We start from the raw sequence: 24,263 nt of genomic DNA on the forward strand, positions 1-24,263 counted from the left end.
TTAAAACAAAAACTGCCCGGTGAGAAAGTTTCGGCCTATAAGTTCAAAGAAAGTTCAGGTTTTTTCTTGCTTTGATGGGGCATAACAAGAGCCTAATAACAGAAAGTGCGGCCATCATTAATTACTGTTAAGCCGGTTCAGGTTAATGAGCTTGTGCACCGTAGCTATCTTTTCTTCAATTATACCGTACATCCGCTCTTTTAACTCCTTATCCTTTACCTCCTTTGAAATGCTGACGCCCGTTGCGGCCTGCTTTAATTCTTCCAAAAGGGTTTGCTTTTCGCAACCGCTGATAAGTTCAATGGTATCTAAGACCAGGCGGTATAAATACATGAGGGGAATGACCGGGCGGTCATCGTGGCAAATTGTAAAATCGTAAGAACTGCCGTCTCTGATCGTAAACACGGAGATAACGGTTTCGTACTCCGGATCTTCCTCATCACCCATTTCACGGACTGCAAGCTCAACGAAAATTTTATCTTCCAGCATCTGGGGCGTAAAGGCATACGCCAGTTTAGAGCCGTCAGTATCTAAATAGGATAAGTATTTAATTCCCTTTTTGGCAAAGAGTTTTTCCATTGCTGCGTTTTTCAAGCAATATTAAGGCTTTTTTAAGGCTTGCGCAAACTAAGCTGCCTGCTATAAACGCTTACCGTCCCTTGTTAATATGCTTTCCACCATCTTGAATTCTTCCGGATCGGGGCTGATGATTCATCGGTCGGCTACATCCAGATACCAATCCGGTGGCTTAACCACGCCCCGGCAGGCGATGCAGAAATCTATGAGGTATGGCATTTTCAATATCGTTTCCGTGTGGCCGCAAATAAGCGGATTATGGACATAAAATGCGTAGGGACGGTAATAATATTCACCGAGGTCTTCGATGCAAATCAGGGGCATCGGACGGCTTTGCAAACTCATGGCGGTGCGGTGCATGTGGCCGAACAATTCCACGCCCCAATAACGGGCGTCATGGTGATCTCTGTTATCCTTAGCCTGCAACGCCGCGTCAACTAATTTTTGCTGATTGACGGTCATTGCTCAATGTCTTTAGGTACTTTACTTTCAAAATAAGTTTTTAGCATTTGCAGGCGTTTTGTCTGCCTCTTGCTTACACCGTTCTCATTCAGGTTTTCTAAGACCTCGGCAAGGCAGAGAGGTTCCTGTGCGGTATTTAACAGGCCACCGGAGGCAAAAGCATATAATGCGCTCCATTGGCCGCCATGCCAGTCAGCGGCTATGGCTTTTGCGGTTTTTAGTGTTATCGTTCTCATGTTGTTATTATATGGGATTAAGGATTGACTACGCGGAAATAGGCGCAGTCGAGTTTAAAAAGCAGCTTTCTGAGTTCAGACAGGATAGCCGTAAAGTCCTTTGGATAAGGTTCACTTTCGGGTTCTTCTTCAAAGAGCGTATCCGGGCTGAACAAGTGTTCTTCGAGTACCTGGTCGCGATAAGTTGCCTGCAAATGGTATAAAAAGCTGACAAAGTCTTCGGTTAGTTCGCTGGCGGGGATGTCAGCGACCTTCATGATGTTTTCGTATGTAATATTCATGGCTGATTGATTTTAATGTTGTTGATTAATAGCTGTAATTAGAGCGCACCATTTCGTTGTGGCGCTCCTGAAGTGCCTGATGGGTCATGCCTGGCTTGTTGGCCAGTGTCACGAAATTCTTGACCACGCCCTCCCGTATCTTCCACGGAAAGCTGTAAACCAATGCCTCTTTTTGTAAATTCACCAATAACGGTACGGGCAACCGCAGACTATGCGCCTGTTGCAGGATGGCGATACGGTTACAGGTATCGTGATAGTCTTTTTCATCCAGTTGGGCATATTTCAGGCGGTGCGCCAGCTTTTGCAACTGGCATTGCCGCAGGTCGGTTACGGGTTTATGCTTTTTCCGCTTTGCTGTTTTCTTCTTTTGGTGCAGGTCTGCGGCAAGCATGTTCGCGGTATAATCAGGATATTTAACCCGTATTTCTTCCATTGCGAACAGCTTATTTTTTTGCCATACACGGCGCACGAAGTTGCGGCGGGTACGCTGCTGCTGTAATTCAACCTTGCGCCTGATGGCTTGCTCCGCAAGCGGGCTTTGCTTGTCATCAGGCTTACCGAAATTCTGATAAAGCTGGCGCAGGGCTATCAAAACCGCAGGCCGCTTTTGCGTTTTCAGTTCATCATCCAACAGCTTTGCAACTTCGGCACCACTAAGGGCATCACCCGTGTCAATCAGTTCCCGCAAATAAACGGTTTCCTCATCCGCCGGTAATTCGGGCGGGACGGGCGGGAGTTTCCCCAAATCCGCATTCAGCGGGAATTTTTCACGAAAGGACTTCAACTGATTTAAGAACTCCGTCCCTGCGCCCTCCATTTCCAAATCCAAATCTTCGGCTTCCTTTTCCTCGGCGTATAGTAACCTGTTCCAATCCTCGTACTGGTGGTAACATAACCGCCAGTCAAAATGGTGGTATTCTATCTCTCCTTTGGTCATGGGTCGGCTCAGAAAGGGAAATGCCGTATGCAGCCCCATCGGCCTGCGGTTGCGGTCGCACCATGTTTCGGCGTGCATAAAAACGTAAATGCGTGGCGGGTACTTGGTTTGTGGCTTGAAATAGTAGTCAACCCGCCCTGAAGCCTTGCGGGGCAGGACGTTTTGCCGTTCGTATTCTTCACGTTCCCGTTGGGACATCACATATCCCTCTTTTATCTTTACCATAACGGTTTTGCTTTCGTTCTACTTCCAGTTCTTTTCACGGTAATGGCGGTACATTGCCCGTCTATCAGCCGCTTTTCTGCTTCTGCGGTCGCATCCCCATAAGAACCATGTCCAGAGGATAAATGCGAATGCTATTCCATAGATATAATGCTGGCTGTTCAATGAGGCGAAGTATGCACCAGTTGAAATAAAGCAGGTGCAGATGAAATAAATGAATGTTTTCATAACTGTTCAGTTTTAAGTTTGAGTAGTTTTTGGTAAACATCTTCCCAATAGGCGTAGCGATAAATGTCGTTCTCGGTGGGTGTTGTTACACGGTAATGGCGGTAATCGTCCGCCTGTAATAGGGCAAGGTCGAGGTTTTCCACCTCGATTACTCTGCCGTCTAAATCGATGAGCTTCATATCAGGCAGCTTTAGGGATTTCGGTTTTGGAGCGTTTTGGTTTCAACGCTTTCACTTTGCTGTCGTCATTCGGGGTAACTTTAATCGGTTGCGCCCTGAAGTCTTTGAGGTTCAGGAAAAACCCCCTGTTGAACAACATGCCCTCGCTGAATATTTGCCATAAAAGGGATGCCCCTAAGTTGGCAAGTGCGGAATTGATGAACAAATCCTGTTGCGTGAGGGCTTCGGCTAAGGAACAGCTTGGCGTGTGGTCGCCCTTTTCGGAGTTCACTAACAGTTCCCTGAATTCCTCGGTCACTAAAGGCAAACGGCTGACCACCTCAAACTTTCGGGATGCGGGTTGCGTTATTTCGCCAATGGTGGATAGGATACACTGCCCTATATCCCTGCTGTTGCCAAAGTCCATCCAGTAAAGCGGATGGTGATAGGCGTGTTTCCTGCTTGCATAGATTTTGGATAGCAGGTCGGCAATCTCAAATCTTGCCTTTACGGTATCCACGCAAGTTATGGTGATTTCCGCCATCGCCAGTTCGGGACTCTCGTTCAGGGTTTGCAGGTCGTATTTTTCGGGTATGGCTTTCCAGTTCGTGCCGAAAAAGAGATTGATGCGGTTGACAAGCGCAACGGCTTTGTGCAAGCCAAGTTCAGCGGTTGAAAATAGCTGTCTGCCTAAATTGGCTTCTTCCACTTTATCATCATCGAACACCCGCACGGCAAGGCCGGGATGGTTCAGGGCGATGAGCGCATGGTTTATTCGTCCCAATGCCGTCAGGAACTGGCTGCCTGTACCGCCCGCACCGATCAGGTTGACCACGATGGGGTTGTAGGGGTTCAGCAGGGTTTTTTCCACGATATGTACGGCGGTCTTTACCGCTTTCAGTTTTGGCGTTTTCATATAAAGAGGGTTTTAAGGGTTCGCTGATTGGGTTTGAGGCTTTCGCAGGGAAATACACGGTCTGTGGCGACCTGCTTTTGCCATAGCTGCACTATGTTCTCGGTTACGGGGTTGAACTCGCCCATCAGGTGACTGAAATAGCTGTTCCAAAAGTAGTTCTCCCATTGTGCCATAAAATCTTCCAGTCGGATGGTCTTGCCGATATTGATGCGCACGTTACCCATACAAACCTTACCATCTGTAGCCACATTGAAAAAGGGGGCATGAAAAAGGGCGGTATTGCCTACGGGCTTGCGGTGTCCCTTCAGGGCGTACACCGCTAAACTGTCCCTGCCCGCTTTCCACACCATCGCAGGTACTTTTCCCCTGCCTGATTTGATGCCTAAAGCATTGGAAAAGTAAAGGGGGACTTCCTGCGGTGGGGTGAACCAAATGGCATAGCCCTCCTGCTCGGTATTCACGTACAGCACCTTATTGGGCATGACGCCTTTACAGCGCAGGAAGCCCGTTTTAAATTCCTGCGCCGACTGGAAAATGCTGCTCAGGGCAAGCATTTCCTTAACGGTCAGCGGGTGGGCGTTTATTGGGTTGCCCAACCTGCCGATGTCGTAACTCTCTACATACACGCTGCTTGTATCTTCTTCGGTATGCTTGGTGTATATCAGCAGGGATTTTACAGGCTGATACAGGTTGCTGAAATTATGCGTTAGGTTCTTCATCGTCAAAATCGTTTAATATGCCTGTCAGTTCATCCAACAGGAAAAATAGTCTTGTTTCAAAATCAAAATCGTGGCGGGGTTTTTCCTGTGGCGTGTCAAACCATTGGACGGCAACGGGTTCTTCCTGATAGCCCATTTCCTGAAATTCGCTGTTCACCATTTCAAACAGCATGTGCTGCAAGGTGTCCTCACCGCTCCAGTAAAAGGAGATGTAGTTCTCCCAATAGATGCTGTAATCATCCTCGCTGGCTTCGTGCAACTCGTAGTGCATGGTGTCTTTGATAGCACGTTCGGGATAGTCCTTAGCCAGTTTCAGCAGTTCGCTTGCGACTTCCCTTAACTCCCTGCCTTGCTTGTCCGTTACGGGGATTTGCTGTAATTGCTGTTCCCACGTCTCCAAATCATAGGGCATTTTGATTTCGGGTAACAGCGTATCACCTGCCAGTCGCATTAAGTCCAGTTCTGCGAACTGGCGTTTGCGGTATTGGCATTCTTCCTTGTCATCATGCTCGTCATATTCGTCATCAATCTCTCTTATCCAGTTTTCGAGTGCATCATAGGAATTATCCAAATAGCCCGGCTCACGAAAAAAGGGGATGCCGATTGTGTGGTATAAGTATGCAAACAGCGTTCGGGTAAGTTCATAATAGGGCTGTTTGTTCCTTTCGTTTTTCATCTGCCACAACGGACGGACAGGCACATAATACAGGCAGAAGTTAGTATCAAAGGTTTTGACGGTTGCCAGTCGGGCGGGGCAACCCTTATCCTGCAACAGCATCACAGATGCGCCGTCAAACCGCTGTGAGGCCAGCTTTTCCAGTATTGCCGAAATGTTTTGAGGGAATGGCAAACCCGAGGTATCGGGGGCTTGCCACCCGTACAACTGGCAAAGGTTTCCCAACGACTGAAAAAATTCGCGTTCACCCTGCCCGAAGCCCGAAAAAGGCAGGCTTTGGAACGGCTTGAATGAATGGGTCAGAAAACCATTACGGTGCGTTCCTTTGGTGCGCTTCTTAGCGGGTTTTGCTGTACTTCCCTTGCATCGGGCAAGCGGTCTAACTTTTGGACGAATTCCCCGAATAATTGATGTAGTTTCCATTGTGTACTTTCCTCTATGACGGTTACTTTCCTGTTAATTCTTTTAGTTTCCATGATGTTGCGGTTTAACCTTTCGTACCCATTGTGCTTTCAAAACGGTACTGTATCATATCGTCCTTGATCTCAGGCCCGACAATTCGGGCATTGGTCAGGATGGGATAAGTACCTGTATAAAAGTTCAGGACACTATCGGGGTTCATGGCTTCGTTAGGGTCGGTCAAACGGACTTCCAACCCGTTCTCCTTATGGATAAAAATCCGTTCTAATTGCGTTGTCTGTAACATGATGCTTTCCTTTAGGCTTCGTTAAATAATGTCAGGGCTTGGGCGTACTGTGTCTTTTTGCGCTCCAAATCGGCACGCCTTTTTTCCAGTTCTTCTTTCTTTTCGGGGTAGTCCTCTACCGATGGCAGGATGTTGAGCGCATCTTCGTATTTGCACAGGTCGTTGAGTTCCACTACTTTTCGGATGGTATCGGTATAGGTTTTCCGCTTTTCCTCTGCGGACATTTTGGGTTCACCCACTTCAATCTCGTCTGTATCATCGTTGGTTTTAGCTTTGGCGGGTTGGGGCTTGCTTCCCTGTCCTAATTTTTTCTTGGCAACATCCACGCTTGCGGTTACGGCTTTGATATTGCTGTACAGCCCTTTAAGGCTATCCACCTGCGTTACGGTGGCTTCAAAAAAGCCCTCGTCCATATCCAATGCCGTACCCCTGTGAATAAGGGGTACTATCATTTTTGTGGCGGGTTCGTTAGATTTAAAGGGGGCGTATAAGGCAGATACGGTAAAATTGCCGTTCTCATCATTTTGGATGCCAATCGTCCAAATGCCGGGGGCATTCAGGCTGGCTATATTTTCAAAGAAGTTCGTTTTCATATTCGTTTAATTTTGTTGGGTAAGTTCTTCTGCTAATTTGTCTAATCTGTTGGCGGTGCTGCCGTCTGCGGTAAACCAGTATTCGTTTGCGGTCAGGCTTTCGGCAATCGCTTCATCACTGGTCAGTTCGTCATACACTTTGTCAAGCAACCGCAGATAGGCAAGGCTCATGGCTTTCAGGTAATCTTCCTCTATGCTATCGAGGGTGGTGTCCAGTTCTTCAGCGTTTTCAAACTCGCCAATCTCGTCCCTTCTCCATGTGTTAACCGCATGGTCACGGCGTTCCCAAAATGCGGTGGTCACCTGCATAGTTTCGGTCTTTTCGCCATGATTGAGGCGTACCTGTGTTGCGGTGTAAATGGCATCATGTATAAATTGGGCGTTGCAATAACAGGCTCTGTCAAGGTCAAAGCCTGTTATCTTCAAACCCGCTTCTTCAGCATCATCGTAAATCCAGTCCCACCAATTGTTGTTCACATTGAAGTCCTGATTATCCGCCAAAGCCTTTTTTTGCGCCCTCTCGTTGAGTTCGCTGAAATGGTATAGATTTAACTGTATCGTTTTCATGGCGCAGGTTTTAAAGTGGGTTTTCATTGATGTCATTGAGCATACTGCCTAATGCGTTATGGCTTGCGATGTATTCCTGATAGCGGTAGGTCAGGTTATCGCCTAAGTAAAATCGGTCTTTGCCGTAGTTGTAATTTTCCTCAAAGAATTGCACCGTCTTACTTGGCAGGCTGATGATGTACCGATAGTCGGCGTTTACCCGCTGTTCATTCATGGCACAGTATTCGGTAAGTAATGCCAGTTCCTTTTCTGCATCGTTCAGCGCAAGCAGGGGCAGTAACAGGGTTTCCACTATCCACCCGTGTTCGGGCGCGCTGCTGCTGTCTGCCACGCAGTCGATGATTTTTCCGTTGGTCAATTTGATATGGATATTCGAGCGTGTCATGTTATGCGGTTTTGATATTGATTTGGGATGGGTCGTTAAAAATGGACTGGAAGATGTCCGTTACCTGTTTTTCATTCAGCTTACACACGTAATGCCGTTCTCTGTACAGGTCGGTAAAATCGATACTGCCGTCTGAGCGGTAAGCCATTGCGATGGCTACCCCGCCTACGCCTGTGTCTACCCACAGGCTTAACCAGATGTCATTTTTGTACACCGTGCCGATAATCAATGTGTCATGCCCTGTCAACCCGCCGTCCTCACGGCATTGATTGATGCGTTCATCCGCAAACCACAGCCGTGCCAAGCGGTTGAATTTGAAGCCCACCTGTTGGGCGATTTCTTTAGCAAATTCTAATGGCGACATTGGCCCTGAAATGCTGCCCTGCTTTTCTTCAAGCAGGGGCTGAATGCTGTACGTGAATTGTTGCTTTTCCATTTTGTTGCTTTTAATTTTTCCTTTAATTTTTTTTCAGAGGCGTCTTTGGCAGTCCTTAGCTTTTGGCCTCTGATAGAGGCAAATCACTTGCGCGTGGGGAGAGCGCGTCAAGGGTTGCCGCCACACAAAATTTTTTGCCGCATTCACGGCAAAAAAATTTGACGGCATTCACTTGGCCCTTGCGCGCTGAAGAGGGGTAAATTTGCCTCAAGCAGAGGTCAAAAGCGGAAAACCCCCGGAGGATTCTGAGCATCAAATGGAATTGTAAACAGGAAAAAGAAAGGAACCCGGGCAGGAGACGGCGGCGGGGCATGCCCTGCCGGTGGTTGCTCCGGCCGAGGCTGCCCCGCCGCCGCCTGCCTAAAAAATTTTCAGCGAAGTAACCCGTTAGTGATCGGAAGCATTATCCTGCGCTTCCCCGGCAGATAGAGCGGAGAGCACGGCCGCAAACCCCTGCGGAACGGCCATATTTTTTTGATTGACAACGGGGGGATTTTTTTGGGGATAGCGCGGCGTAATCTTAACTTTGAGGCGAATTAATTTGTAGCTATGGCAAAAAATAACGGCAGCCCGGGTCTGTCAGAGCAATTTACGCTGATCATTAACCTGACTGACGGCTCGGAACTATCTTATGCACTCAATACAAATCAGAAGGAAGATTTTGAGCAGACTTTGCGTGATGCTTTACTAAGCTGGCGTAATCCGGCTAATGCTAAATTTGTCTTATTTGGTGTTTTCCCTAAACGGGTGGTCTATCTGAATACAGGCTACTTGTTGAAAATCACTTTTGTGGATGATTTTCCGGCTTTGTCATCAGAATTTAGCTATAAGGATAATTTTAATGTGCTTCCGGATTCGGAAAAGACGGAGAAGGGTTTTGCAAAAAGTACGGAGGAGGATGAAGCCCTTATCCCCCAGCTGATTATTAAGTTGACAGGAAAGGTTGAAGCTTCGGACGTACTGACCTATGATGGCCTGGAAAAAGGGGAACTTAGTGTTTTTTCGCTTGATGCAGCGGTGCAGGAATCGGAGATGCAGGAATTTTTGGAATTGATCGATACCGACGGGGACAATAATTTTATCCCGGTAAGGCAGATTGTGTGCATGGAAGGTGAGGCAGATATTTTCGAGGAAGTAAGATAAGGACGGGTTAGGTTATTTAAGAACAGTAAATTATATAGTTAGTAGCGCCTGCGCCTTTTATATGTTACAGGCCTGGAGAAATTCGCCATGGTCTGCCTTTGCTGCATTCTTCGCAGCATGGTTATCTGGTTTTGCAGGTCCCGCATAAATTGGTCTTTATTATTTAAGAAGCTGCGAAGCCGCAATGAGGACCTGCCGTTAAGGGCATCGGCTATAAAAGATTTGACAGGTATCTTTTCCAAAAGCGCGGATGTTCCAATTCTAATCGGAAACAAGCAAAATACATGCTCTTTTAATTCAGTTGACCCGTAAAAGGTTTGGTCGCTTTTAAAGTCGAAGATCACGGGAACAGGACTTCCGAGCCATGCAGCCGGTAAACTGTGTTCAGGGTTGCTCACCAAAAAGCTGCCGGCATTGATTTGAAAAAAGTGGTCTTTGGAGTCAATAAATCGCTGATGTTCACGTTTCAGGCGTGTTCCATCGGCGACCCAAACCATGTTTCCGTAAAAGTTCTCGCGGGAAACGCGCTCTAAAGGGTCAATACGGGAGTGCTGAAATTCGATTACCATTCCATGGGCGGTACGCACGTCAGCAATATGTTTTTCTCCTGTTAATTCATCATTCAAAATAATTTCCTGCCATTCAACAGGGAAATTACCTTTCCAGGATCGGTGCCATTCGGTTTCCGGCTCCCACCAGGGATCGCACATTTTATTGCGGTGCGCCCAGTGGTGCATTCTTTGTGTACCACATTTGGCAATAAGAGGCAATCCGCATCCGGGACAAAACCCTGATAAACCGGGTTCCGCCTCAATTCGATTATTATCAAACATTGCAAATCGCATATCTCTGTACCAAGGTGGTTAATCTTCAATATCTTTCAGGGAAGGTGCGAAAATAGCCTTCAACCCCTCGCTTGACCTGTTCTGTTCCGTTTCGTTAAGTTCGAGGTACGGCGTAAAGAAATAGCCGGGCTGTCCTTCGGAAACAAATCCGTGAATTATTTGGGTATAAATATCATTTAAAGTAGCGTTGCTAATATCATGGATCATTTTTGAAAATGATAAAGGCGAAGGGTCAAGAAACGTAGTCGTCATCATATTATTGACATGCAACGGGGAGTTTTGGCTGAAGAAACATAATTTGCCGTTACTTGCCAAATCAAAATCCAGCTCAACCTGCATGGGTTGTTTACCATAAAGTTGTTTCAGCATGATCAAAAGGCTTGTAATAGCCAGCACCTCAGTAACCAGGCTGGAGATCATTGTTTTTTCTGCCTGGTAACTTGCCTTTTCAAATATGATGGAGTTTGCCTGAATGCGAAGCGCACCCTCTTTAAAATAATCAGGCGTATTAGGATTCTCCAGCTTATCATAAAAATCTATCTGTTGAGCGGTTTGGCTACGCCGATAATAAGGATTGAAAAGATATAGGTTGTTCTTTTTAACGCCGTCGTAAAATTTATCCAATGCCTGAAAAAGTACGGGAGCCGAAAAGGATCTTCCTAATAAACGGACCCTGATTACCGTATGCTGAAAATACGGCATTGTGGAAATTTGCAGGCTGGCTTCAGTATTGATCAGCGTGGTAGACTTAACAGCCGCAGCAGCTTCCACGCCTTTGAGCTTGCTGATGGTATAGGGCAGCTCGGCTTCTAAAAGCTCAATGATCTGTTGCAGCCTCGCCAACGGAAGATGCTGCATATCTTTGAGCCAGTCGTCAAAGTCGACAACATTCTTAGTCGTGTCAAAAGCAAAAAGCCCGTTGATGTTGGTATTAAGCGTATAGCTACCTTGTTTTGGCGACAACATAAATATGTTGATGGAAGGGAATTTGACGTAGTGTTTGAACCGGATAACCTTTTCAAGCATTTCATCGACCTTTGAACTCGTTTTTTCGGAACTAACCTGATAGGCTATACCATGGCTTTCGTCACCAATATCAATGCCGGGGAAATTGGAGATCGGTTCATTCAGGTTAATCAATTGATAGTCGTAGGTCAGGTTAAGCAGGTTTTTGACCAGGTTTTCACAATATTTATGAATATTCAATATCCCCAATATCCCTGCCTGTTTGATCTCATTTTTTAAAATGGCGATCTTTTCATTGACCTGTTCGATTATTTTTCCGCTGGTTATCATTATGTAAAAGTAAGAATATTAAGCCTTTCCGGGTTTCAAAAGGTCTTCGCCGAATTCCATAAAGAGTTTAGGTGTGCGCAATTTACTGAAGTCATGAAGGAAGCCATTGTATGGTTGGAAGGAATTAAGCATCAATTTTTCGAGGTAGTCTTCGGTAGGGCGGACACCATGTTTAGGTTTTATCTTATTACGGTTTATCGCGGCATAATAGGCAAGCAGGCTCTCCTCAAACTGGCCACGATTGGCCTCGAACTCTTCGCTGTACAAAATCAGGGTATCAAAGTCCAGGATCACCAATGGAAATATCCTGGCTTTATTAACCCGTAATGTTTCACGGCTTTCGATTTCTTCCTGAAACCAGTCATTTAAAACCACATTCACGCCGGGTGTGGTCAACGCCAGTTCGGAAACCAGTAAAATGGGGAAGATACGGAGCTTTGCAGGCTGACGCTGGCGGTCGTAACCGTCGGCACTACTAAAAAGGTATTCAATCCGTTCAGCCAACTGTTTAACGGCTTTATTGTCGTTTTCTTCATCATCATGGACATATTTCTTGCGGAGTTCCTTGGCGACAAAAGGGTAATTAAAGGATTGTTTGGCCTCTCCGGTGAGTATACTTCCTTTAACTTCAAACAGGAATACCTTATGCCCGTTCCTTACATAATAATCAGGTTCCGTGTCAAGACCGAAGCGCTGAACGATATCGGCTCCTGAAAGCCGGTAATAGCTTGTCCTGCCGAAAATCTTGTTCAGCAAAGTATAACTGAGGTGTTTTTCAATAAAATCAAAAGTGTAGAAAGAGAAAAATTCCCGGTAGGCCGGGTGTAAATTCTTATTGCGTTCTGCAAGGCGGAGCAGTTCAAAAAAGGCGGAGTTATAAATACGGTTAACGGCGAGGACCGGATCCAGGATGAGATAGGTATCTTCGCCGGTACGGAAGAGTGGCATCGACCTCGCATTAAGGAAATCTGTCTTTGCTTTGTAGTCAATGTCATCGACAAGCGCAAGATGATCCAAAAAGGCCTTGCTTCGCTCCCTGTTATCCGAGTCTTTTATATCAAGGTAGTTCAGTCCCGAGCCGTCGCCTTCGGTGGTGGCATGTATCGCAACCGGCAGGATGCCCTTAAGGTAATCCCGCCAGTTTTCGACCCCGTAACTATTTAGAAAAAGACGCAGTAATTCCCCGTGTCCGTGTTCGAGAAACGAGAACAGGTAGTAAGCTTTTATGGTTCCGGCAATTAGCAGCTCTGAAGCATTGAAATGGTTCAGGTCATGATATGGTAAGAGGTTGGTTAAATATACTCTTGCTAATTTGTCAACCACATCGGGGAATTGATCAGCCGGCACAGAGGCGAAAATACCATCGTTTTTTGCACCGAAAAGTCCGTTTGCCGCGAGGTAGATATCAAAAAGCTCTTTTTCGGACGCTAAATCGTCGAGGCGGTTTTCAGGGTCGGCCGGGGTGCTTAATATTTTGTCGAGTAAATAAAGATTGGACCAGAGGTTGATGGTAAGCAATTGACGCGGATGGACATTCGCGTCCCGGTAGCTGTTGATGATCCGGTTTAGTAACAAATTCGCGTGTTCCTGGTTGGCTTCGCTAAACCAGGTTTTTAAGACATCGATTACGCCGTCGTGTTTGTTGTGGCGTGCCAGATGATTCAGCCGGGCAAGAAGCTTCGCCCAGGTGCTCCTGTCCAACGCAGATAGACTTACATCGGTTATCTCCTTATCTTCACCGTAAAGGCGCTGATAGTTAATTACAAGTTTTCGATTGAAGTTCATGCGATTGGCTTGGCTTAACCGCTAATTTACTGGTTGGGTAAAAGGAAAACGAATTTGTTGATGGAAATAGGCAAATAAATTTTTTGCCGGTTTGAAATTTAAAATAATCCCGGCAAAAGCCGGGGTAAAATTATATTTGTGAAATGGAGAGTAAACTGTACATCGGCGGCATACCGGGAGATATGGATGAATTAAGCCTGGCACAGCTTATAGGTGTACATGGCGATATAGCCACATTAAAAATCGTGAGGGATAAATTGACCCGGAAAAGCAAAGGATATGCTTTCGTGGAGATGGTCAGTGAGGAAGGAGCGGCCGCAGCTATAGAGGCGCTGAACAAGGCCGTTTTGGGGGATAAGGTTTTGGACGTGAAGCCTGCCGAAGTTAAGCAGGCCATCGAGCGTCCGGTAAAATACGAGCGGGTGCAGCGGGGAGCCGAACCACAGAAAAAGCTGAGGCCAAGAAGGCCGCGCCTATAGTTATTCAAAGGCCCTGTTTACGGACGGTCGTTTTAGCTAAGATTTCGGATATTGCGGTGATTCCGCAAACCTGGTGTTCGCGGTAAGGATAAACCAATAAAAAATCAGTATCGTACAATTCTGATGCGCGGGCGAACGCTACCGGGTCAAGATCGCCTTCATAAGGAAGTTCGATAACGCAGGCCACCGAGGGCAGCGTTTGAATGGCGTTGGAGCCATTAATGAGCTTCCGGCTGTCGCGATCATAAATAAAGCAAATGCCATTGCCGTTTTTCTTTAATGCCTCGGGGCCGATCTCCAAAAAATTATCTGAGCCGGTTTCCACCAGTCTTTTATTTTCCAAATCTATAGTGAAGTCGGTACCCGCAATATCGATGTGCGGTAATTTGCCCGCGATCCGTTCTTTAACGGCCTGGCTGGCAGCCAAAACTTTTTTATCCGACAATAAAACAGGGAAGAGGTCATATACGGTGTCATAAAATTGGCCATTGTAAGCAATATGGTCACAGGCGGGATCATAGGTAGTCAGATCAAGGTCATTCGGTATTAATCTGGTAATGCCGTATTCCCCATTGATCCGGGTGGCTTCACCCATAACAGCCATATTGAGTTCCTGAAAGTTATGGACGTAGTCAAGGCCGAAATGTTCAGCTACCTGTGCTACCGCGTTCAGGTTAGGATCATACCGGGTATGATAGGTAATCGTGTCATCATTCTGGCTAAGATCAAAAAACACGCCGCATTCTTTACCGACGAAATCGGGTAAGCCATAACCGAGGTCTGCAAGCTTTGAAAAACAGGCCCGCATCTGTAAAAGGGAACTTTCCGGCCCGTTAAAGGTTACTGTGTTCCAGCAATGATTTGCCATAATAATAGATTTTTAATAGCGGTAAAACAGAAACTTAAGTTATCGGCTTCTACCGTTCGCCTTTTGCCTTTCGATGAGCTCGGACAATTCGGTAACTATGGCTGTCCGGTGTGCTTTGTAGGGATAAGCAAGCAGCAGATCGGTGTCGTCAAGCCCGTTTTCCCGGGCCAGGGCTATGGGATCCAGTTCAAATTCGTTCGGAAGTTCCAGTAAGCAGATCGTTTCCGGCAAGTCAGACAGGTCGCGGGGTTTCACCACTTTCCCGGTCTGCGGTTCATAGAAGCAGATATAGCCGTCCCCTTCCTTTGTCAGCATCAGCTTATCGGCCGGGATACGGTTCCGTTCATCATCTGCCTGCCGGAGTTCTTTTTGCTGCCAGTCGACAAAAAAATCCTTTCCGGCAAGGTCGATGCGGGGCAATTCGCCTTTCAGGCGTCGTTCCACTTCATTACCGGTTGCCAGCAATTTCTTTTCCCTCAGTAAAACCGGCCATAGCTCATGTTCACGATCGGCAAATTCATCCCTGAAATAGAATTGCTCGCTAAGCGGATCGTATAGGATCAGGCCGAAATCATCTTCTACCAGTTTAATGTGTGTTGTGTTCCCGTTCTGACTGCTCATTTCTCCGCAAAGCCCCGCGATCGGCTCGATATAATAGTGGCGGTGATCGGCGCCGAAATGCGCGGCGTAGGCGCTGATGCGATCGGTATTCGCTTTCCCGACGCTGCGGTAGCGGAAAAGCTGACCGTCTTCCAGGCTCACATCCCAGGCCACAGGGCGGTCGATGCCCCGAAATCCGGGCAAATCGGTATTCCCGACAACGGCGATATCATAAAAAAACTGATAGGCTTTCATTGCGGCCGCCGGGTTTCCGCCAAAGCTCACTTCATTGAAGCAGGTGTTTGCCATAGGTAATGGTTTTGTATTGATTAACTAACGGTTTGGGCCCGTCTTGTGCTGCTGCCCGGGCTGCCAATTGTTCAGGCAGTCCCTGAGGAAGAGCAAAGCGACCACTTCATCGCGGCTGGTTTTTGGGTTTACCAGCTCCATTTCCCCGTCCAGGTAAGTTTCCATCGCCCAGACCGTTTCCGCGTCCCAGTGGTCACACAGGGTTTTCGCGGCCCGGAAGTTCCGGTTTTCGGCGAGTTTCATAAAGAGATCGCCCGTCAGTAAGGGGCCATAGGTTTCTTCCAGCTCTCCGGCGGTAACGGAACTTGTTGTGCGGAACATGGCGGGGGTTTCCGCCAGCAGCCGCTTCTTTTCTTCCAGCAGCCTTTCCCAGGAACCATAGTCGTGACCTGCGATATCGGTTATATCTAACCAGACATGATTAAATTCGCCTTCCTTATACCAGGCCTCGCCATAGACCATGTTGGCGGGTTCCTCATACCAGTGCACATAGTCGAGCCCGAAGTGTTCCGCCAGCCGGAGCACGCCTTCCAGGTTCGGCACCCAGCGCGTCTCATAAAAAAGTTTGTTCCCTTCCATGGCGGCATCGAAAAAATAACTGCTGTCCGGCTCTTCCGGCAGGACATCGGGCCGGAAAGCCTTGCCATATTCCGCCGCTGCAAACAAGGTGCGGAGGCGCAGCAGCCCGGACAGGTCGCCCGAGAATTCTACGGTGTTGGCGCAATAGTTAGCCATAACAGCTTTGTTTAACGCCCATTTTTACGGCCCGCATGTTGACTTAAACGTTGCTTATTTTCTTCGATAAATCCTTCAAGACCGATACCGGTGATAGGTTTTAAGCTGGCGGAATGTTTTAACCGTACCGGGTTATGGGCCAGTAGCCCCGCTTCGCCCAGTTCGCATTCACGGGCTAAAGCCACCGGGTCAAGGCCATACTCATTAGGGATCTCGGCTATAAGGACATTTTCAGGCATTTCGGTGACCGTTTCATTAAAATCGAAAACGTTATGTTCCGCTGTGTCGTAAAAGAATACGTAATTCAGGCCATCGTCCGACATATCCAGGTCGTTAAAGCTGATATGTTTCCAGGGCTCGGCGGTTTCGCGCATTTCACGGAGCCGCCAGTCCACGGTAAAATCGGTTCCGGCGATATCGATGTGGGGAAGTTCTCCTGATAGCCGGCGCGCCGTTGCTTCATCGCCGAAATAGATACCCCAGTTTTCATCATGGCTACGTAGGTTGATACTGGTGCGCGAAAGCGCGGAAATGCCTTCGGGATTTAATATGAGTTCAACGGGGATTTTAAAATTATTGCCGTTGATCTCCGCCCAAAAAAAATCTTTAGATAAAGAATAGCCTAATGCCTCGTACGAAATGGTATTATCCGGGCGGTTATATTGCTTGAGTTCCTGCTGGTCCGCGTCAATAATGAACGGGCGGTTATCCATAACTAAAATATGCATATCAGTTTAATTCTACGATCTTGCTGTTCTGGCGGGCACGCTGAACGCGTTCACGAATAATATCCGGCAGGTCGGACTTAGGAATGCCCCGTAAAATGGTGACCGGTCCGGTAAGATCGGTAGTCAGCAACGTAAGGCTCATTAATCCAAAAAGTTGCATCAGTAAATTGCGGGTAACAATGTAATCCTTGACCCTGTATAACTCAAGGCTGTCCGTCCTGCGCAGAAATATGCCGGTTGAAATGTGCAGTACCTCGGCATCAAAGCTATAAACCGTCTGCCGGATTTTCCAGTAACGGTATAAACCAATGGCGCTGCAAAATGCACTGATCAAAATAAAAGCAGGTAAAAACCGGCAGGCCATACCGAAAAAGAGCAGCGCAAGCAGGATTATCGGGATAACCATCAGTAATGCATAGATCGCGGATGGCCTAATGGTGATCGTATTCATACGCTTTCAGGCTGGAAATAATTTCGCCACATTTCCTTATTTGCGGCAATACCTTCCTTTAACTGCTGAAGGACCTGCAGCATGGTATGATTATCTACGCCGATAATACGGATACGATCAGCCGGGGGCCCTTCAAGGCCGCAGTGGATGTGTGAAACGTGCAGCCAACGTAACGGCCCGTTATAGCGAATGTCGGTACCCTTCAGTTGCCAGATCGCGCGGCTTTCCACTGTTTTAAAAATTACGCCCTTGCTGACAACCAGCATGTCCTGGGTAAAATAATATTGCACAGCAGTAAGCGTAATCAGCCGCCATATCAAGATGGCGGAAAGCGCAAGGTAAACCATGTACCATAGTATATTCATTCCCCAGGCCATATAAGCGCTTACGATAGTGAGGATGGTATATGGTGCCAGTTGCAGGAAAATGTATTTGACCGAATGTTGAAAAGAGATGAGTGTCATAAGTTTTGATATTTTATTTGTTCAAAAAAGGTGTTATAGCTCCGTGGCTTAACGGTCCGGATTCCGGAGCGGATGCCCAATGTTTTTTCAAATGCGTTCAAGGTCAGCTGCCCTTCGGAAAAGCGGTGCCCGTCAATATGGAATTCTTCGTCACCAGTGTACCGGATAGCGATTTTTTTAGTGCGAAGTGCAGCGGATACCTTGACGTCTGTAAGCCGTCCCAGGATGTCCTTACCAAATAATAAGGTGGTTTTACCCGTGATCGAGGGTATATTTTCCCAATGGTTGCCAACTGCTATGAATTGCAGGAGGTCGAGATCCGGAAAGGAATGGGCCGAAAAACTTAAAAAAGAGATGGCTTCCATTGCTGAAAAACTGATAAAAACCAACGGGCCACAGCCGGCAGTCCAGGGATTGACAGCCGTTGGTAAGCGGTGTAAGTTTGGGGCGACATGCTCAAATTCGTCACCGAAAGGAAAAGCGATACTTCCATCGGCCAGTACCCGGTAGTAGGGTTCAAAAAAAAGCCGGACGTTCCGGGGAACGCCCAGCTTATTTAACAGCATAGCCATTTAGCGCGAACGGCGGCTATTTGTCCGTGTTTTATCGTCGCCGCTCAGGTCAAGCACAGGCGCAGGTTCTTTTTCCTGCTGCTGTTTCATTTTTTGAAGCGTATCCTTATAATCCTGGCTTAATTCCGATGAAGCTGCATCATGTTTTTGACCGATGAAGGCCTTAATTCCGTGGAATAACAGGTAGGAAATGCCACCGTCAAAGACAATTGAAGCGATCAAAGCGAGGCGGTTGGCCCGAATTCCGTTGCGGTTCGTTGCGGTATACTGCACTTTAGTACCGTCAGCGACTTCGACTTCTTTACCACGCTTAAATTTGGCTTTCTGTTCAGGCGTAAGGGGCTGACCATTGATCTCGTCGGGCGCCTCCAATTTTTCCTCGTCAGTTTCCAGAAACTGATTGGTTTCCCGGTCAAACTCCACCAGTACACGTTTTTTCTGCCCTTTACTGTCAACGATGTCCTTTTCAAGACTTATTTCATCGCCGGTTTCCAATGCCCAGGATTCTTCCTCGGAAAGATATTCAGGCGCTGTGCTGCGCAGATAGGTCGGGTGTATCATCAGTTCGGGTTTGCCGGCAACACCGCTGACCAGCGAAATTTTGGCATTCAATGAAGCGATCCTGATCTCCGCATACTCCAAATTTTTTAAGGGTAGCATTTGAGTGCGGCGTCCGGAAAGCAGCGCTTTAAGGTCCGCTTCTTCCAGCATCACCCTTCCGTCAGATACAAGGCCGATTGCCGCCAGGTCATCCAGCGGCAGTTCGGCTTCGTTAAAAATTTCGGTATTCACCGTTTCCTCCCGCTTTTTTGTTTCTCACCGGCTTCCTCATTCAGGTCCAGCTCTGGAATTTCTTCATATTCCTCACTGAAATCGAGGATGTTGCCCTCTTCTTCATCCAGACCATTGCTGTCCTGCTGCCGGAAGCTGATCACATTGTCAGCTTCATGTTCCAGTTCGTTCTCATGCTCATACTGGATACTGTTATCCTGCTCCTCATTCAAACCTTCGGACTGTTCAGGCGCTGCTGTTCTGTTTTGTTCCCGTTGCGTTTTCAGCCCCTCAATTTTGGCATTCAGCAAGGAAGCATAGATACCGTCACCTGGGCTGGCCTTAAAGCGGTTTCCGGTGGATTTGTCCATCACCTGCAGGTCCTTCCCCCGCAGTTTGCCCATCACCTCATATTGTTTCTCATTATAGTCGATCACATCGCCTACAATAAGGATCCGGTCCTGCCTGGCCGCCTGGCGTTGTTCAGGTGAGTTGATCAGGCCATGAAGATAATCCGTAATGTATTGGGCGTTGTTGGCGGCCTTCTCCAACTCGTCCGGCATGTCCACGGCGGCCTGATAAACATCTTCCAGGTTGATCTGGGGTGCCAGTTGGGAATAGACGCCAATTTCATTTCCGATAAAGAGTGCTGCAAGGGCTGGTTTGGCTTGTTCCGCTGCGGAAATATCCATTGGGTCAAACAGTTCTTTATCCTGGCCTGCAAATTTCACGACCTCGTATAATAAGGCAGCCTGGTATTCCTGTGGCGTTCCGAAGCTGTCCGGCTCCGGCATATAAATGATGCGGTCCGCCGCATCATAGCCCGGCTCGCCAATGGTTGACTCTACCTTGGCATTGCTTAGCTCTACCAGCTTGCCCAGTTGTTCCATCGGGTCAGGCCTTGATGATGCCCTGCGTTCTTCATATTCCTTTAATGGAGGAATACCTTCGATCTGCGTGGCATTAAATACATAGGCGTCCGTTTCAACCGGGTTCGCCAGTTTGATCAGTTCCGTTTTGGGGTTACGGCGGCTGTTGAGCTGCGGTTTGCCCTGCTCATCCAGAAGTTGCACACGGTCGGTCGTTTTCAGGAAGCTTATAAGCGTTCCTTTGGAACCGGTCTGTACTTTCCAGCCGTTCTTGTTCGATGCCTGTTTAAGTGTCATCCAGCGCGGGTCGCGCGGTCCCTGCATGGCAAGCCATAAGGCATTCATGCCGCGATAGGCCTTGCCGGTTGTCGGGTTCACCGGCATGGCAAAGCCGGGAAGATCAAATGGGCTCTGCCTGTCGTTCATTTTTTCGACCAGGCGTGCCGCAATCTGTTGATTTGATTGTTGACTCATAAAATTTGTGTTAATTGTTTGTAAATGGATTGTTCCTGCGCAAATCTTGCGCGGCAATAACTGATCAGGTCTAAAGGCTGATCTTTCAGGTAATAGATATGCTGATTTTGTTCAATGGCGATAAATTGCCTGCCTTCCCGTATGGCAGCTACCGGGAATGTTCCGCTGCCGCAGGCATTATCCAATACAATGGCACCGGGTTTTGAGTACGTTCGGATCAGGTATTGGCCGAGCGCAACGGGCTTCTGCGAAGGATGAACTGTTTTGCCTTCACATTCCGCTGTTTTGAAATAAACCCAGTCTGTATCGGTATCCTCAAAAAATAAAACATCGGTGGGATGCCGCAGCCCGTCGCTTTTGGAGTGTGTCGGCTTATAATGACCATAACAACCTGTCAGATTGGGTTTGCGGAAACCCCGGTCATAAGGTTGGCCTGCTACCATTTGTGGATAGTAGTCCGGTTGCTTTTTATAAAAAATGCAAATATCCTCATGCTTTTTGAGCGGCTGCCGGTTAGCTTGCAAAAAATTGGGGGTCTTGGATTTAATCCATACCAGTTTGTAGCGGTACCATTCGGGATTGCTCAGGATCAGCCTGGCTGTAAAAAGGCCGTGTGCCGTCAGGATGACAACCCCGTTTATTTTACTGATACGTTTATACTGTTCCCATAAACGCGAAAAATCTATGACGGTATCCCAGGGATTTTGCGTGGTGCCATAAGGCAGGTCGCTCAATACTAAATCGATACAGGCATCCGGCATTTGTGCCATAATTTCCAGGCAGTCCCCTTCGGTTACCTTTCCCAAAAAGTCGTTAAGGCTTTTCATCATCGGTAAGCCGGTAGAGGGTATGGTAAAGAAACTTTAACGGATTAAGCCATTGGTTTTCATACGTAAGGGCGAAATGCAAATGCTCGCCGGTTACGGCGCCCGTCGAACCGGTAACGGCGATCGGCTCCCCGGCTGCCACCGTGTCGCCCGGTATAACGAGCCATTGGGATAAATGACCGTAAATACTGCGCAGGGAATTGCCATGATCTATGGTCACGGACAGACCGAGCTTAGGGTTATACCGGCAGCTTTGTACAACGCCGTCCAGAATGGAAAAGACAGTGTCACGGTGAGCAGCAAGATCGATGCCTGTATGCAGCTTTAACCTGTGGTAAATGGGATGCAGCCGGTAACCAAAGCCGGAAGTCAGGCGTATTTGTCGTAAAGGAAGGCTGCACATGAGCATAATTCCCCAGAGTCTAACGGCCATAACTTTTTGCATTCGTTTGTTCCTGTTCCACAGCGTTTCCGATATCCAGGCCCAATTTGCTTTGTAAGGTTTCCATTGCCTTATTTAGAATACCGGGGTTTTCAACAGCAAGTTGCATGGCTTCCCTGGCACCTTTGCTGGTCCCGTTTTCGAGGAGGTTGCCTATACGGTACAGGGCCTTTAGGTCAGGAATCGCAATATCTTTCGTATTGGTCATCATCTCCTTGTAGATATCGTTAGGCTTTTTAAAAACCAATAAGGCATCACTGCCATAAAGTGCGCGCTCATTCTTGCCAAAGGTGACATAGATATCATCCTTTTCGGGTTCCGCAAATATGATCATGGCCATTTGACCCTGTTTGTTAACCGGGTCTTCAGGCAGTTCAGGATGGACCAGTACGAGGGTACCGGTCAGGTCATCAGTTTGATTCATTTTCTGTTATTTTTTAATTGCTCTTTCATGGTAGCTTTTGGCGTATTAACTTTTGGCGGCTGATGTTTCTGGATGATCTGGGCGATCTCGCGGTTGATCCGTTTAAAGTTTTCTGTCAGTACGGTTTCTCTGTTTGCCCCGAAATCATAGTAGACGGGGAGCGGCCTGTAGCCCGCTTCTTCTTTCTTGAGTTCGTCCAGGTCGAGATTCACACGGCAATTAATCGATGAGGTTTCGTAATCCCCGGTGTATTGTTCTTTGACATCAGCCGCGATCACGCCAACGAGTTCGCCGGCGTTCAGCGTAGCTATTTTGCCGGCGGGCACCAACGTTTCCAGCTTTTCATTCAGCGATGTCGATGTCTTGTTGCGGTCAATAGAAAGCCCTTCGCTGATCTGTTTATTTCGGCCCAACAATTTTTCCAGCCAGTCCAGGGTTTCCTTGCTGCGCACAGACCCGGATAATACATTGCCTGTCACAGAAGTGATGGTCGCAGCGGTTTCTTTACCGTATTGTTGCTGAAACTGAGGAAGTTCCTGCAAACCCATCAGGACGGCGACCTTATTGGAGCGGGCTGTGGCGATAAGATTTTCGATTTTATGCACAAACAGCGTTGGTAATTCATCGATGATCAGTGCCGAAGGCTTATTTCCCTTGCTGTTGATCAGCTTGGTCAGCCGGTTGATGATGACTGAATAGCAGGCGGAATTGATATTTTGCGTTGCCGGGTCGTTGGCCAGAACCAGCATCGCAGGATGTGCCTTATCTGATATTTTCAGATCAAAGTCGTCCCCGGAAAATACCCAATACGTCTCCTTGGTGGCGAGCCGTGATAAAAAGATCTTCAATGTACCGACCTGACCTTCTAACTGGTCAAATGCCTTGTTTTTAAAGGCTGAAACGAAAGGCGATAGCAGCGAGGCCAGTTCTGCCTGTTTGAACAGCGTTTGAAATATTTCCTCATAGCTGCGGTTTAGCAGGGCTAACACGTGCGGAAAGGAAGAATATTTCCCCTCTTCATACCGGCTCATGAAATAGATACAGGCAGACAAAAAGTTAATGGCGGACTGGGTAAAAAACTGGTCTGAACCGCCCGATTTGTCGCCTTTTTTCATGGCTTCCACCAATGCCTCAGCCGTTTCACCTGCATCAGCCAGCGTTCGGATATAGTCCTTTTTCCAGGGATTGATGCGCCGGCTTTTTTCCACCTCGTTGAGGTTCACTACATGGAAGTCATAGCCTTTCAGTTTGCCTTGCTGTTTGGCAAGCAGGTAGTGATAATAGGCGATCTGCCCGAGATCAGGGAATTTGAAATCGTATAACGCCAGGCAGAAACCCTTGGCGGTCAGTTGCCGGATAAATGGATTGACGATCGAAAAACTCTTGCCGGAACCTGGCGTACCGATCAGAAGCGTCGCCCTGAAAGGGTTGGTCAGGTTGATCCAGCCGCGCCGGACTTTACGCTTGTAATAGAACAGCATGGGAATGTTCACCGAATAATCCGTTGCTTCCAGTTTTTCCGGCTGCTGGAAACTTTCGCCTTCTACGTTCCAGACATCTTTGCCTAAGCCGGAGCGTATCAGCTTGGAAATATTGTCCATGGCGATACTGGTCAGTAAAGCGCCACCGGCCGACAGGATCATATAGATCAAATCCCACCAACTTGTATAGGCAAATACTAATGGCCCGTCCCGCCCGTAACAAAAAAGGCTGCCGAAAAATAACAGCAGCCCCAACACGAGCGGGTAAACGATATGTTTTTTGGGTTCGAGATCGACTTCCTTTTTGGCAACCGTACCGATACTGACCAAACAGATGAGGGCTAAGGTGGCCAGTTTGCTGTAAACCAGGTTTTGGTAAAATGGAAGCAGGCTGATCCGGTACAGCGCATGGTGAAAAATTCCCCATATCGGCGCCCGGATGTAAATAAAAATGGCCGCTTCAAGGGCGACCATCACATAGATCAGACATTGCAGGAAGCCATGCAGCTTCTGTTGTTCACGTGTTTCTTCCATAAGTGATTTGTTTATCGGCTGGAGGGATGGCAGCCGTTCTTTCCTAAATCATTGATCTTAAAGCAGAC

33 protein-coding genes are annotated in these 24,263 nt (G+C 47.6%); 2 read left to right on the forward strand and 31 right to left on the reverse strand.

Features of this window, described 5'->3' with window-relative positions:
- Nucleotides 1-117 precede the first annotated feature (117 nt).
- From CKK33_RS16825 to CKK33_RS16890, 15 genes are all read right to left on the reverse strand, one after another.
- A complete protein-coding gene (locus CKK33_RS16825) occupies nt 118-579 on the reverse strand; it encodes a hypothetical protein (protein WP_095705222.1) in 462 nt (153 codons plus the stop codon).
- Between the two features lie 132 nt (nt 580-711).
- Nucleotides 712-1,038 (reverse strand): hypothetical protein, encoded by a 327-nt coding sequence (locus CKK33_RS16830; RefSeq protein WP_095705223.1) that lies wholly within the window; start codon nt 1,036-1,038, stop codon nt 712-714.
- On the reverse strand, nt 1,035-1,274 hold the full coding sequence (locus CKK33_RS16835; RefSeq protein WP_095705224.1) for a hypothetical protein: 240 nt from the start codon (nt 1,272-1,274) through the stop codon (nt 1,035-1,037). The genes CKK33_RS16830 and CKK33_RS16835 overlap by 4 nt, the downstream gene beginning before the upstream one ends.
- A 17-nt stretch (nt 1,275-1,291) precedes the next feature.
- Nucleotides 1,292-1,555 carry a hypothetical protein gene (locus CKK33_RS16840; protein ID WP_095705225.1) on the reverse strand — a complete coding sequence of 88 codons (264 nt, stop codon included), beginning with the start codon at nt 1,553-1,555 and terminating at the stop codon, nt 1,292-1,294.
- A gap of 25 nt (nt 1,556-1,580) precedes the next feature.
- On the reverse strand, nt 1,581-2,717 hold the full coding sequence (locus CKK33_RS16845) for a hypothetical protein (RefSeq protein ID WP_095705226.1): 1,137 nt from the start codon (nt 2,715-2,717) through the stop codon (nt 1,581-1,583).
- 18 nt (nt 2,718-2,735) lie between these two features.
- The gene (locus CKK33_RS19445; protein ID WP_143822985.1) at nt 2,736-2,942 is read right to left on the reverse strand and encodes a hypothetical protein; all 207 of its coding nucleotides are present in this window, start codon (nt 2,940-2,942) and stop codon (nt 2,736-2,738) included.
- Nucleotides 2,939-3,121 carry a 3-isopropylmalate dehydratase gene (locus CKK33_RS16850; RefSeq protein WP_095705227.1) on the reverse strand — a complete coding sequence of 61 codons (183 nt, stop codon included), beginning with the start codon at nt 3,119-3,121 and terminating at the stop codon, nt 2,939-2,941. The genes CKK33_RS19445 and CKK33_RS16850 overlap by 4 nt, the downstream gene beginning before the upstream one ends.
- A gap of 1 nt (nt 3,122) precedes the next feature.
- Nucleotides 3,123-4,016: a PRTRC system ThiF family protein gene (locus tag CKK33_RS16855; RefSeq protein WP_198952490.1), complete on the reverse strand. Its 894-nt coding sequence runs from the start codon at nt 4,014-4,016 to the stop codon at nt 3,123-3,125.
- Nucleotides 4,013-4,735 (reverse strand): PRTRC system protein B, encoded by a 723-nt coding sequence (locus tag CKK33_RS16860; protein ID WP_095705228.1) that lies wholly within the window; start codon nt 4,733-4,735, stop codon nt 4,013-4,015. The genes CKK33_RS16855 and CKK33_RS16860 overlap by 4 nt, the downstream gene beginning before the upstream one ends.
- Complete coding sequence (locus tag CKK33_RS16865; protein WP_143822986.1) at nt 4,716-5,834, reverse strand: hypothetical protein; 1,119 nt, start codon at nt 5,832-5,834, stop codon at nt 4,716-4,718. Before CKK33_RS16865 ends, CKK33_RS16860 begins: the two co-directional genes overlap by 20 nt.
- A 64-nt stretch (nt 5,835-5,898) precedes the next feature.
- Nucleotides 5,899-6,117 (reverse strand): PRTRC system protein C, encoded by a 219-nt coding sequence (locus CKK33_RS16870; RefSeq protein ID WP_095705230.1) that lies wholly within the window; start codon nt 6,115-6,117, stop codon nt 5,899-5,901.
- A gap of 11 nt (nt 6,118-6,128) precedes the next feature.
- Nucleotides 6,129-6,710 carry a hypothetical protein gene (locus CKK33_RS16875; RefSeq protein WP_095705231.1) on the reverse strand — a complete coding sequence of 194 codons (582 nt, stop codon included), beginning with the start codon at nt 6,708-6,710 and terminating at the stop codon, nt 6,129-6,131.
- A gap of 6 nt (nt 6,711-6,716) precedes the next feature.
- Entirely contained in the window at nt 6,717-7,277 is a 561-nt protein-coding gene (locus tag CKK33_RS16880; RefSeq protein ID WP_143822987.1) for a hypothetical protein, read from the reverse strand.
- A gap of 10 nt (nt 7,278-7,287) precedes the next feature.
- Entirely contained in the window at nt 7,288-7,662 is a 375-nt protein-coding gene (locus CKK33_RS16885) for a penicillin-binding protein (RefSeq protein ID WP_095705233.1), read from the reverse strand.
- Between the two features lies 1 nt (nt 7,663).
- A complete protein-coding gene (locus tag CKK33_RS16890; protein WP_095705234.1) occupies nt 7,664-8,098 on the reverse strand; it encodes a hypothetical protein in 435 nt (144 codons plus the stop codon).
- A 549-nt stretch (nt 8,099-8,647) separates the two neighbouring features.
- Between CKK33_RS16890 and CKK33_RS16895 the strand changes: the two genes are divergently transcribed.
- A complete protein-coding gene (locus CKK33_RS16895; RefSeq protein ID WP_095705235.1) occupies nt 8,648-9,241 on the forward strand; it encodes a hypothetical protein in 594 nt (197 codons plus the stop codon).
- A 38-nt stretch (nt 9,242-9,279) separates the two neighbouring features.
- Here the strand turns inward: CKK33_RS16895 and CKK33_RS16900 are convergent, their stop codons facing one another.
- From CKK33_RS16900 to CKK33_RS16910, 3 genes are read right to left on the reverse strand one after another with little or no spacing between them, the layout of a single operon-like run.
- Nucleotides 9,280-10,086 (reverse strand): competence protein CoiA family protein, encoded by an 807-nt coding sequence (locus tag CKK33_RS16900; protein ID WP_143822988.1) that lies wholly within the window; start codon nt 10,084-10,086, stop codon nt 9,280-9,282.
- A gap of 18 nt (nt 10,087-10,104) precedes the next feature.
- On the reverse strand, nt 10,105-11,382 hold the full coding sequence (locus tag CKK33_RS16905) for an SMEK domain-containing protein (protein ID WP_095705237.1): 1,278 nt from the start codon (nt 11,380-11,382) through the stop codon (nt 10,105-10,107).
- A gap of 18 nt (nt 11,383-11,400) precedes the next feature.
- Nucleotides 11,401-13,167, reverse strand: coding sequence for a hypothetical protein (locus tag CKK33_RS16910; protein WP_095705238.1), 1,767 nt, complete (start codon nt 13,165-13,167; stop codon nt 11,401-11,403).
- A gap of 143 nt (nt 13,168-13,310) precedes the next feature.
- Between CKK33_RS16910 and CKK33_RS16915 the strand changes: the two genes are divergently transcribed.
- Entirely contained in the window at nt 13,311-13,646 is a 336-nt protein-coding gene (locus tag CKK33_RS16915) for an RNA-binding protein (protein ID WP_095705239.1), read from the forward strand.
- Between the two features lie 4 nt (nt 13,647-13,650).
- Here the strand turns inward: CKK33_RS16915 and CKK33_RS16920 are convergent, their stop codons facing one another.
- Genes CKK33_RS16920 through CKK33_RS16980 form a run of 13 tightly spaced genes read right to left on the reverse strand, consistent with a single transcriptional unit; the run spans nt 13,651 to nt 24,195 of the window.
- Nucleotides 13,651-14,514, reverse strand: coding sequence for a hypothetical protein (locus CKK33_RS16920; protein WP_095705240.1), 864 nt, complete (start codon nt 14,512-14,514; stop codon nt 13,651-13,653).
- A gap of 39 nt (nt 14,515-14,553) precedes the next feature.
- Complete coding sequence (locus CKK33_RS16925) at nt 14,554-15,423, reverse strand: hypothetical protein (protein ID WP_095705241.1); 870 nt, start codon at nt 15,421-15,423, stop codon at nt 14,554-14,556.
- Between the two features lie 24 nt (nt 15,424-15,447).
- Nucleotides 15,448-16,158: a hypothetical protein gene (locus CKK33_RS16930; RefSeq protein ID WP_095705242.1), complete on the reverse strand. Its 711-nt coding sequence runs from the start codon at nt 16,156-16,158 to the stop codon at nt 15,448-15,450.
- 11 nt (nt 16,159-16,169) lie between these two features.
- Entirely contained in the window at nt 16,170-16,886 is a 717-nt protein-coding gene (locus CKK33_RS16935) for a hypothetical protein (protein WP_095705243.1), read from the reverse strand.
- A gap of 1 nt (nt 16,887) precedes the next feature.
- On the reverse strand, nt 16,888-17,337 hold the full coding sequence (locus tag CKK33_RS16940; protein WP_095705244.1) for a PH domain-containing protein: 450 nt from the start codon (nt 17,335-17,337) through the stop codon (nt 16,888-16,890).
- Entirely contained in the window at nt 17,334-17,801 is a 468-nt protein-coding gene (locus CKK33_RS16945; RefSeq protein ID WP_095705245.1) for a hypothetical protein, read from the reverse strand. The genes CKK33_RS16940 and CKK33_RS16945 overlap by 4 nt, the downstream gene beginning before the upstream one ends.
- Complete coding sequence (locus CKK33_RS16950) at nt 17,798-18,373, reverse strand: hypothetical protein (protein ID WP_095705246.1); 576 nt, start codon at nt 18,371-18,373, stop codon at nt 17,798-17,800. Before CKK33_RS16950 ends, CKK33_RS16945 begins: the two co-directional genes overlap by 4 nt.
- Nucleotides 18,374-19,165, reverse strand: coding sequence for a DUF4099 domain-containing protein (locus CKK33_RS16955; protein ID WP_095705247.1), 792 nt, complete (start codon nt 19,163-19,165; stop codon nt 18,374-18,376).
- Nucleotides 19,162-20,487: an ArdC-like ssDNA-binding domain-containing protein gene (locus CKK33_RS16960; RefSeq protein ID WP_095705248.1), complete on the reverse strand. Its 1,326-nt coding sequence runs from the start codon at nt 20,485-20,487 to the stop codon at nt 19,162-19,164. Before CKK33_RS16960 ends, CKK33_RS16955 begins: the two co-directional genes overlap by 4 nt.
- Entirely contained in the window at nt 20,484-21,317 is an 834-nt protein-coding gene (locus CKK33_RS16965; RefSeq protein ID WP_095705249.1) for a site-specific DNA-methyltransferase, read from the reverse strand. Before CKK33_RS16965 ends, CKK33_RS16960 begins: the two co-directional genes overlap by 4 nt.
- Nucleotides 21,301-21,747 (reverse strand): M23 family metallopeptidase, encoded by a 447-nt coding sequence (locus tag CKK33_RS16970; RefSeq protein ID WP_158223464.1) that lies wholly within the window; start codon nt 21,745-21,747, stop codon nt 21,301-21,303. The genes CKK33_RS16965 and CKK33_RS16970 overlap by 17 nt, the downstream gene beginning before the upstream one ends.
- Nucleotides 21,737-22,180 (reverse strand): hypothetical protein, encoded by a 444-nt coding sequence (locus CKK33_RS16975; protein ID WP_095705251.1) that lies wholly within the window; start codon nt 22,178-22,180, stop codon nt 21,737-21,739. Before CKK33_RS16975 ends, CKK33_RS16970 begins: the two co-directional genes overlap by 11 nt.
- The gene (locus CKK33_RS16980; RefSeq protein ID WP_095705252.1) at nt 22,177-24,195 is read right to left on the reverse strand and encodes a type IV secretion system DNA-binding domain-containing protein; all 2,019 of its coding nucleotides are present in this window, start codon (nt 24,193-24,195) and stop codon (nt 22,177-22,179) included. Before CKK33_RS16980 ends, CKK33_RS16975 begins: the two co-directional genes overlap by 4 nt.
- Between the last annotated feature and the right edge of the window lie 68 nt (nt 24,196-24,263).

Source organism: Mucilaginibacter sp. MD40 (genome assembly GCF_002288635.1).
Classification (GTDB): domain Bacteria; phylum Bacteroidota; class Bacteroidia; order Sphingobacteriales; family Sphingobacteriaceae; genus Mucilaginibacter.

What these genes read in the sequence shown, in the direction of transcription:
- CKK33_RS16825 (WP_095705222.1), bottom strand. Translation starts at nt 579, where the DNA reads ATGGAAAAACTCTTTGCCAAAAAGGGAATTAAATACTTATCCTATTTA.
- CKK33_RS16830 (WP_095705223.1), bottom strand. Translation starts at nt 1,038, where the DNA reads ATGACCGTCAATCAGCAAAAATTAGTTGACGCGGCGTTGCAGGCTAAG.
- CKK33_RS16835 (WP_095705224.1), bottom strand. Translation starts at nt 1,274, where the DNA reads ATGAGAACGATAACACTAAAAACCGCAAAAGCCATAGCCGCTGACTGG.
- CKK33_RS16840 (WP_095705225.1), bottom strand. Translation starts at nt 1,555, where the DNA reads ATGAATATTACATACGAAAACATCATGAAGGTCGCTGACATCCCCGCC.
- CKK33_RS16845 (WP_095705226.1), bottom strand. Translation starts at nt 2,717, where the DNA reads ATGGTAAAGATAAAAGAGGGATATGTGATGTCCCAACGGGAACGTGAA.
- CKK33_RS19445 (WP_143822985.1), bottom strand. Translation starts at nt 2,942, where the DNA reads ATGAAAACATTCATTTATTTCATCTGCACCTGCTTTATTTCAACTGGT.
- CKK33_RS16850 (WP_095705227.1), bottom strand. Translation starts at nt 3,121, where the DNA reads ATGAAGCTCATCGATTTAGACGGCAGAGTAATCGAGGTGGAAAACCTC.
- CKK33_RS16855 (WP_198952490.1), bottom strand. Translation starts at nt 4,016, where the DNA reads ATGAAAACGCCAAAACTGAAAGCGGTAAAGACCGCCGTACATATCGTG.
- CKK33_RS16860 (WP_095705228.1), bottom strand. Translation starts at nt 4,735, where the DNA reads ATGAAGAACCTAACGCATAATTTCAGCAACCTGTATCAGCCTGTAAAA.
- CKK33_RS16865 (WP_143822986.1), bottom strand. Translation starts at nt 5,834, where the DNA reads ATGGAAACTACATCAATTATTCGGGGAATTCGTCCAAAAGTTAGACCG.
- CKK33_RS16870 (WP_095705230.1), bottom strand. Translation starts at nt 6,117, where the DNA reads ATGTTACAGACAACGCAATTAGAACGGATTTTTATCCATAAGGAGAAC.
- CKK33_RS16875 (WP_095705231.1), bottom strand. Translation starts at nt 6,710, where the DNA reads ATGAAAACGAACTTCTTTGAAAATATAGCCAGCCTGAATGCCCCCGGC.
- CKK33_RS16880 (WP_143822987.1), bottom strand. Translation starts at nt 7,277, where the DNA reads ATGAAAACGATACAGTTAAATCTATACCATTTCAGCGAACTCAACGAG.
- CKK33_RS16885 (WP_095705233.1), bottom strand. Translation starts at nt 7,662, where the DNA reads ATGACACGCTCGAATATCCATATCAAATTGACCAACGGAAAAATCATC.
- CKK33_RS16890 (WP_095705234.1), bottom strand. Translation starts at nt 8,098, where the DNA reads ATGGAAAAGCAACAATTCACGTACAGCATTCAGCCCCTGCTTGAAGAA.
- CKK33_RS16895 (WP_095705235.1), top strand. Translation starts at nt 8,648, where the DNA reads ATGGCAAAAAATAACGGCAGCCCGGGTCTGTCAGAGCAATTTACGCTG.
- CKK33_RS16900 (WP_143822988.1), bottom strand. Translation starts at nt 10,086, where the DNA reads ATGCGATTTGCAATGTTTGATAATAATCGAATTGAGGCGGAACCCGGT.
- CKK33_RS16905 (WP_095705237.1), bottom strand. Translation starts at nt 11,382, where the DNA reads ATGATAACCAGCGGAAAAATAATCGAACAGGTCAATGAAAAGATCGCC.
- CKK33_RS16910 (WP_095705238.1), bottom strand. Translation starts at nt 13,167, where the DNA reads ATGAACTTCAATCGAAAACTTGTAATTAACTATCAGCGCCTTTACGGT.
- CKK33_RS16915 (WP_095705239.1), top strand. Translation starts at nt 13,311, where the DNA reads ATGGAGAGTAAACTGTACATCGGCGGCATACCGGGAGATATGGATGAA.
- CKK33_RS16920 (WP_095705240.1), bottom strand. Translation starts at nt 14,514, where the DNA reads ATGGCAAATCATTGCTGGAACACAGTAACCTTTAACGGGCCGGAAAGT.
- CKK33_RS16925 (WP_095705241.1), bottom strand. Translation starts at nt 15,423, where the DNA reads ATGGCAAACACCTGCTTCAATGAAGTGAGCTTTGGCGGAAACCCGGCG.
- CKK33_RS16930 (WP_095705242.1), bottom strand. Translation starts at nt 16,158, where the DNA reads ATGGCTAACTATTGCGCCAACACCGTAGAATTCTCGGGCGACCTGTCC.
- CKK33_RS16935 (WP_095705243.1), bottom strand. Translation starts at nt 16,886, where the DNA reads ATGCATATTTTAGTTATGGATAACCGCCCGTTCATTATTGACGCGGAC.
- CKK33_RS16940 (WP_095705244.1), bottom strand. Translation starts at nt 17,337, where the DNA reads ATGAATACGATCACCATTAGGCCATCCGCGATCTATGCATTACTGATG.
- CKK33_RS16945 (WP_095705245.1), bottom strand. Translation starts at nt 17,801, where the DNA reads ATGACACTCATCTCTTTTCAACATTCGGTCAAATACATTTTCCTGCAA.
- CKK33_RS16950 (WP_095705246.1), bottom strand. Translation starts at nt 18,373, where the DNA reads ATGGCTATGCTGTTAAATAAGCTGGGCGTTCCCCGGAACGTCCGGCTT.
- CKK33_RS16960 (WP_095705248.1), bottom strand. Translation starts at nt 20,487, where the DNA reads ATGAGTCAACAATCAAATCAACAGATTGCGGCACGCCTGGTCGAAAAA.
- CKK33_RS16965 (WP_095705249.1), bottom strand. Translation starts at nt 21,317, where the DNA reads ATGATGAAAAGCCTTAACGACTTTTTGGGAAAGGTAACCGAAGGGGAC.
- CKK33_RS16970 (WP_158223464.1), bottom strand. Translation starts at nt 21,747, where the DNA reads ATGGCCGTTAGACTCTGGGGAATTATGCTCATGTGCAGCCTTCCTTTA.
- CKK33_RS16975 (WP_095705251.1), bottom strand. Translation starts at nt 22,180, where the DNA reads ATGAATCAAACTGATGACCTGACCGGTACCCTCGTACTGGTCCATCCT.
- CKK33_RS16980 (WP_095705252.1), bottom strand. Translation starts at nt 24,195, where the DNA reads ATGGAAGAAACACGTGAACAACAGAAGCTGCATGGCTTCCTGCAATGT.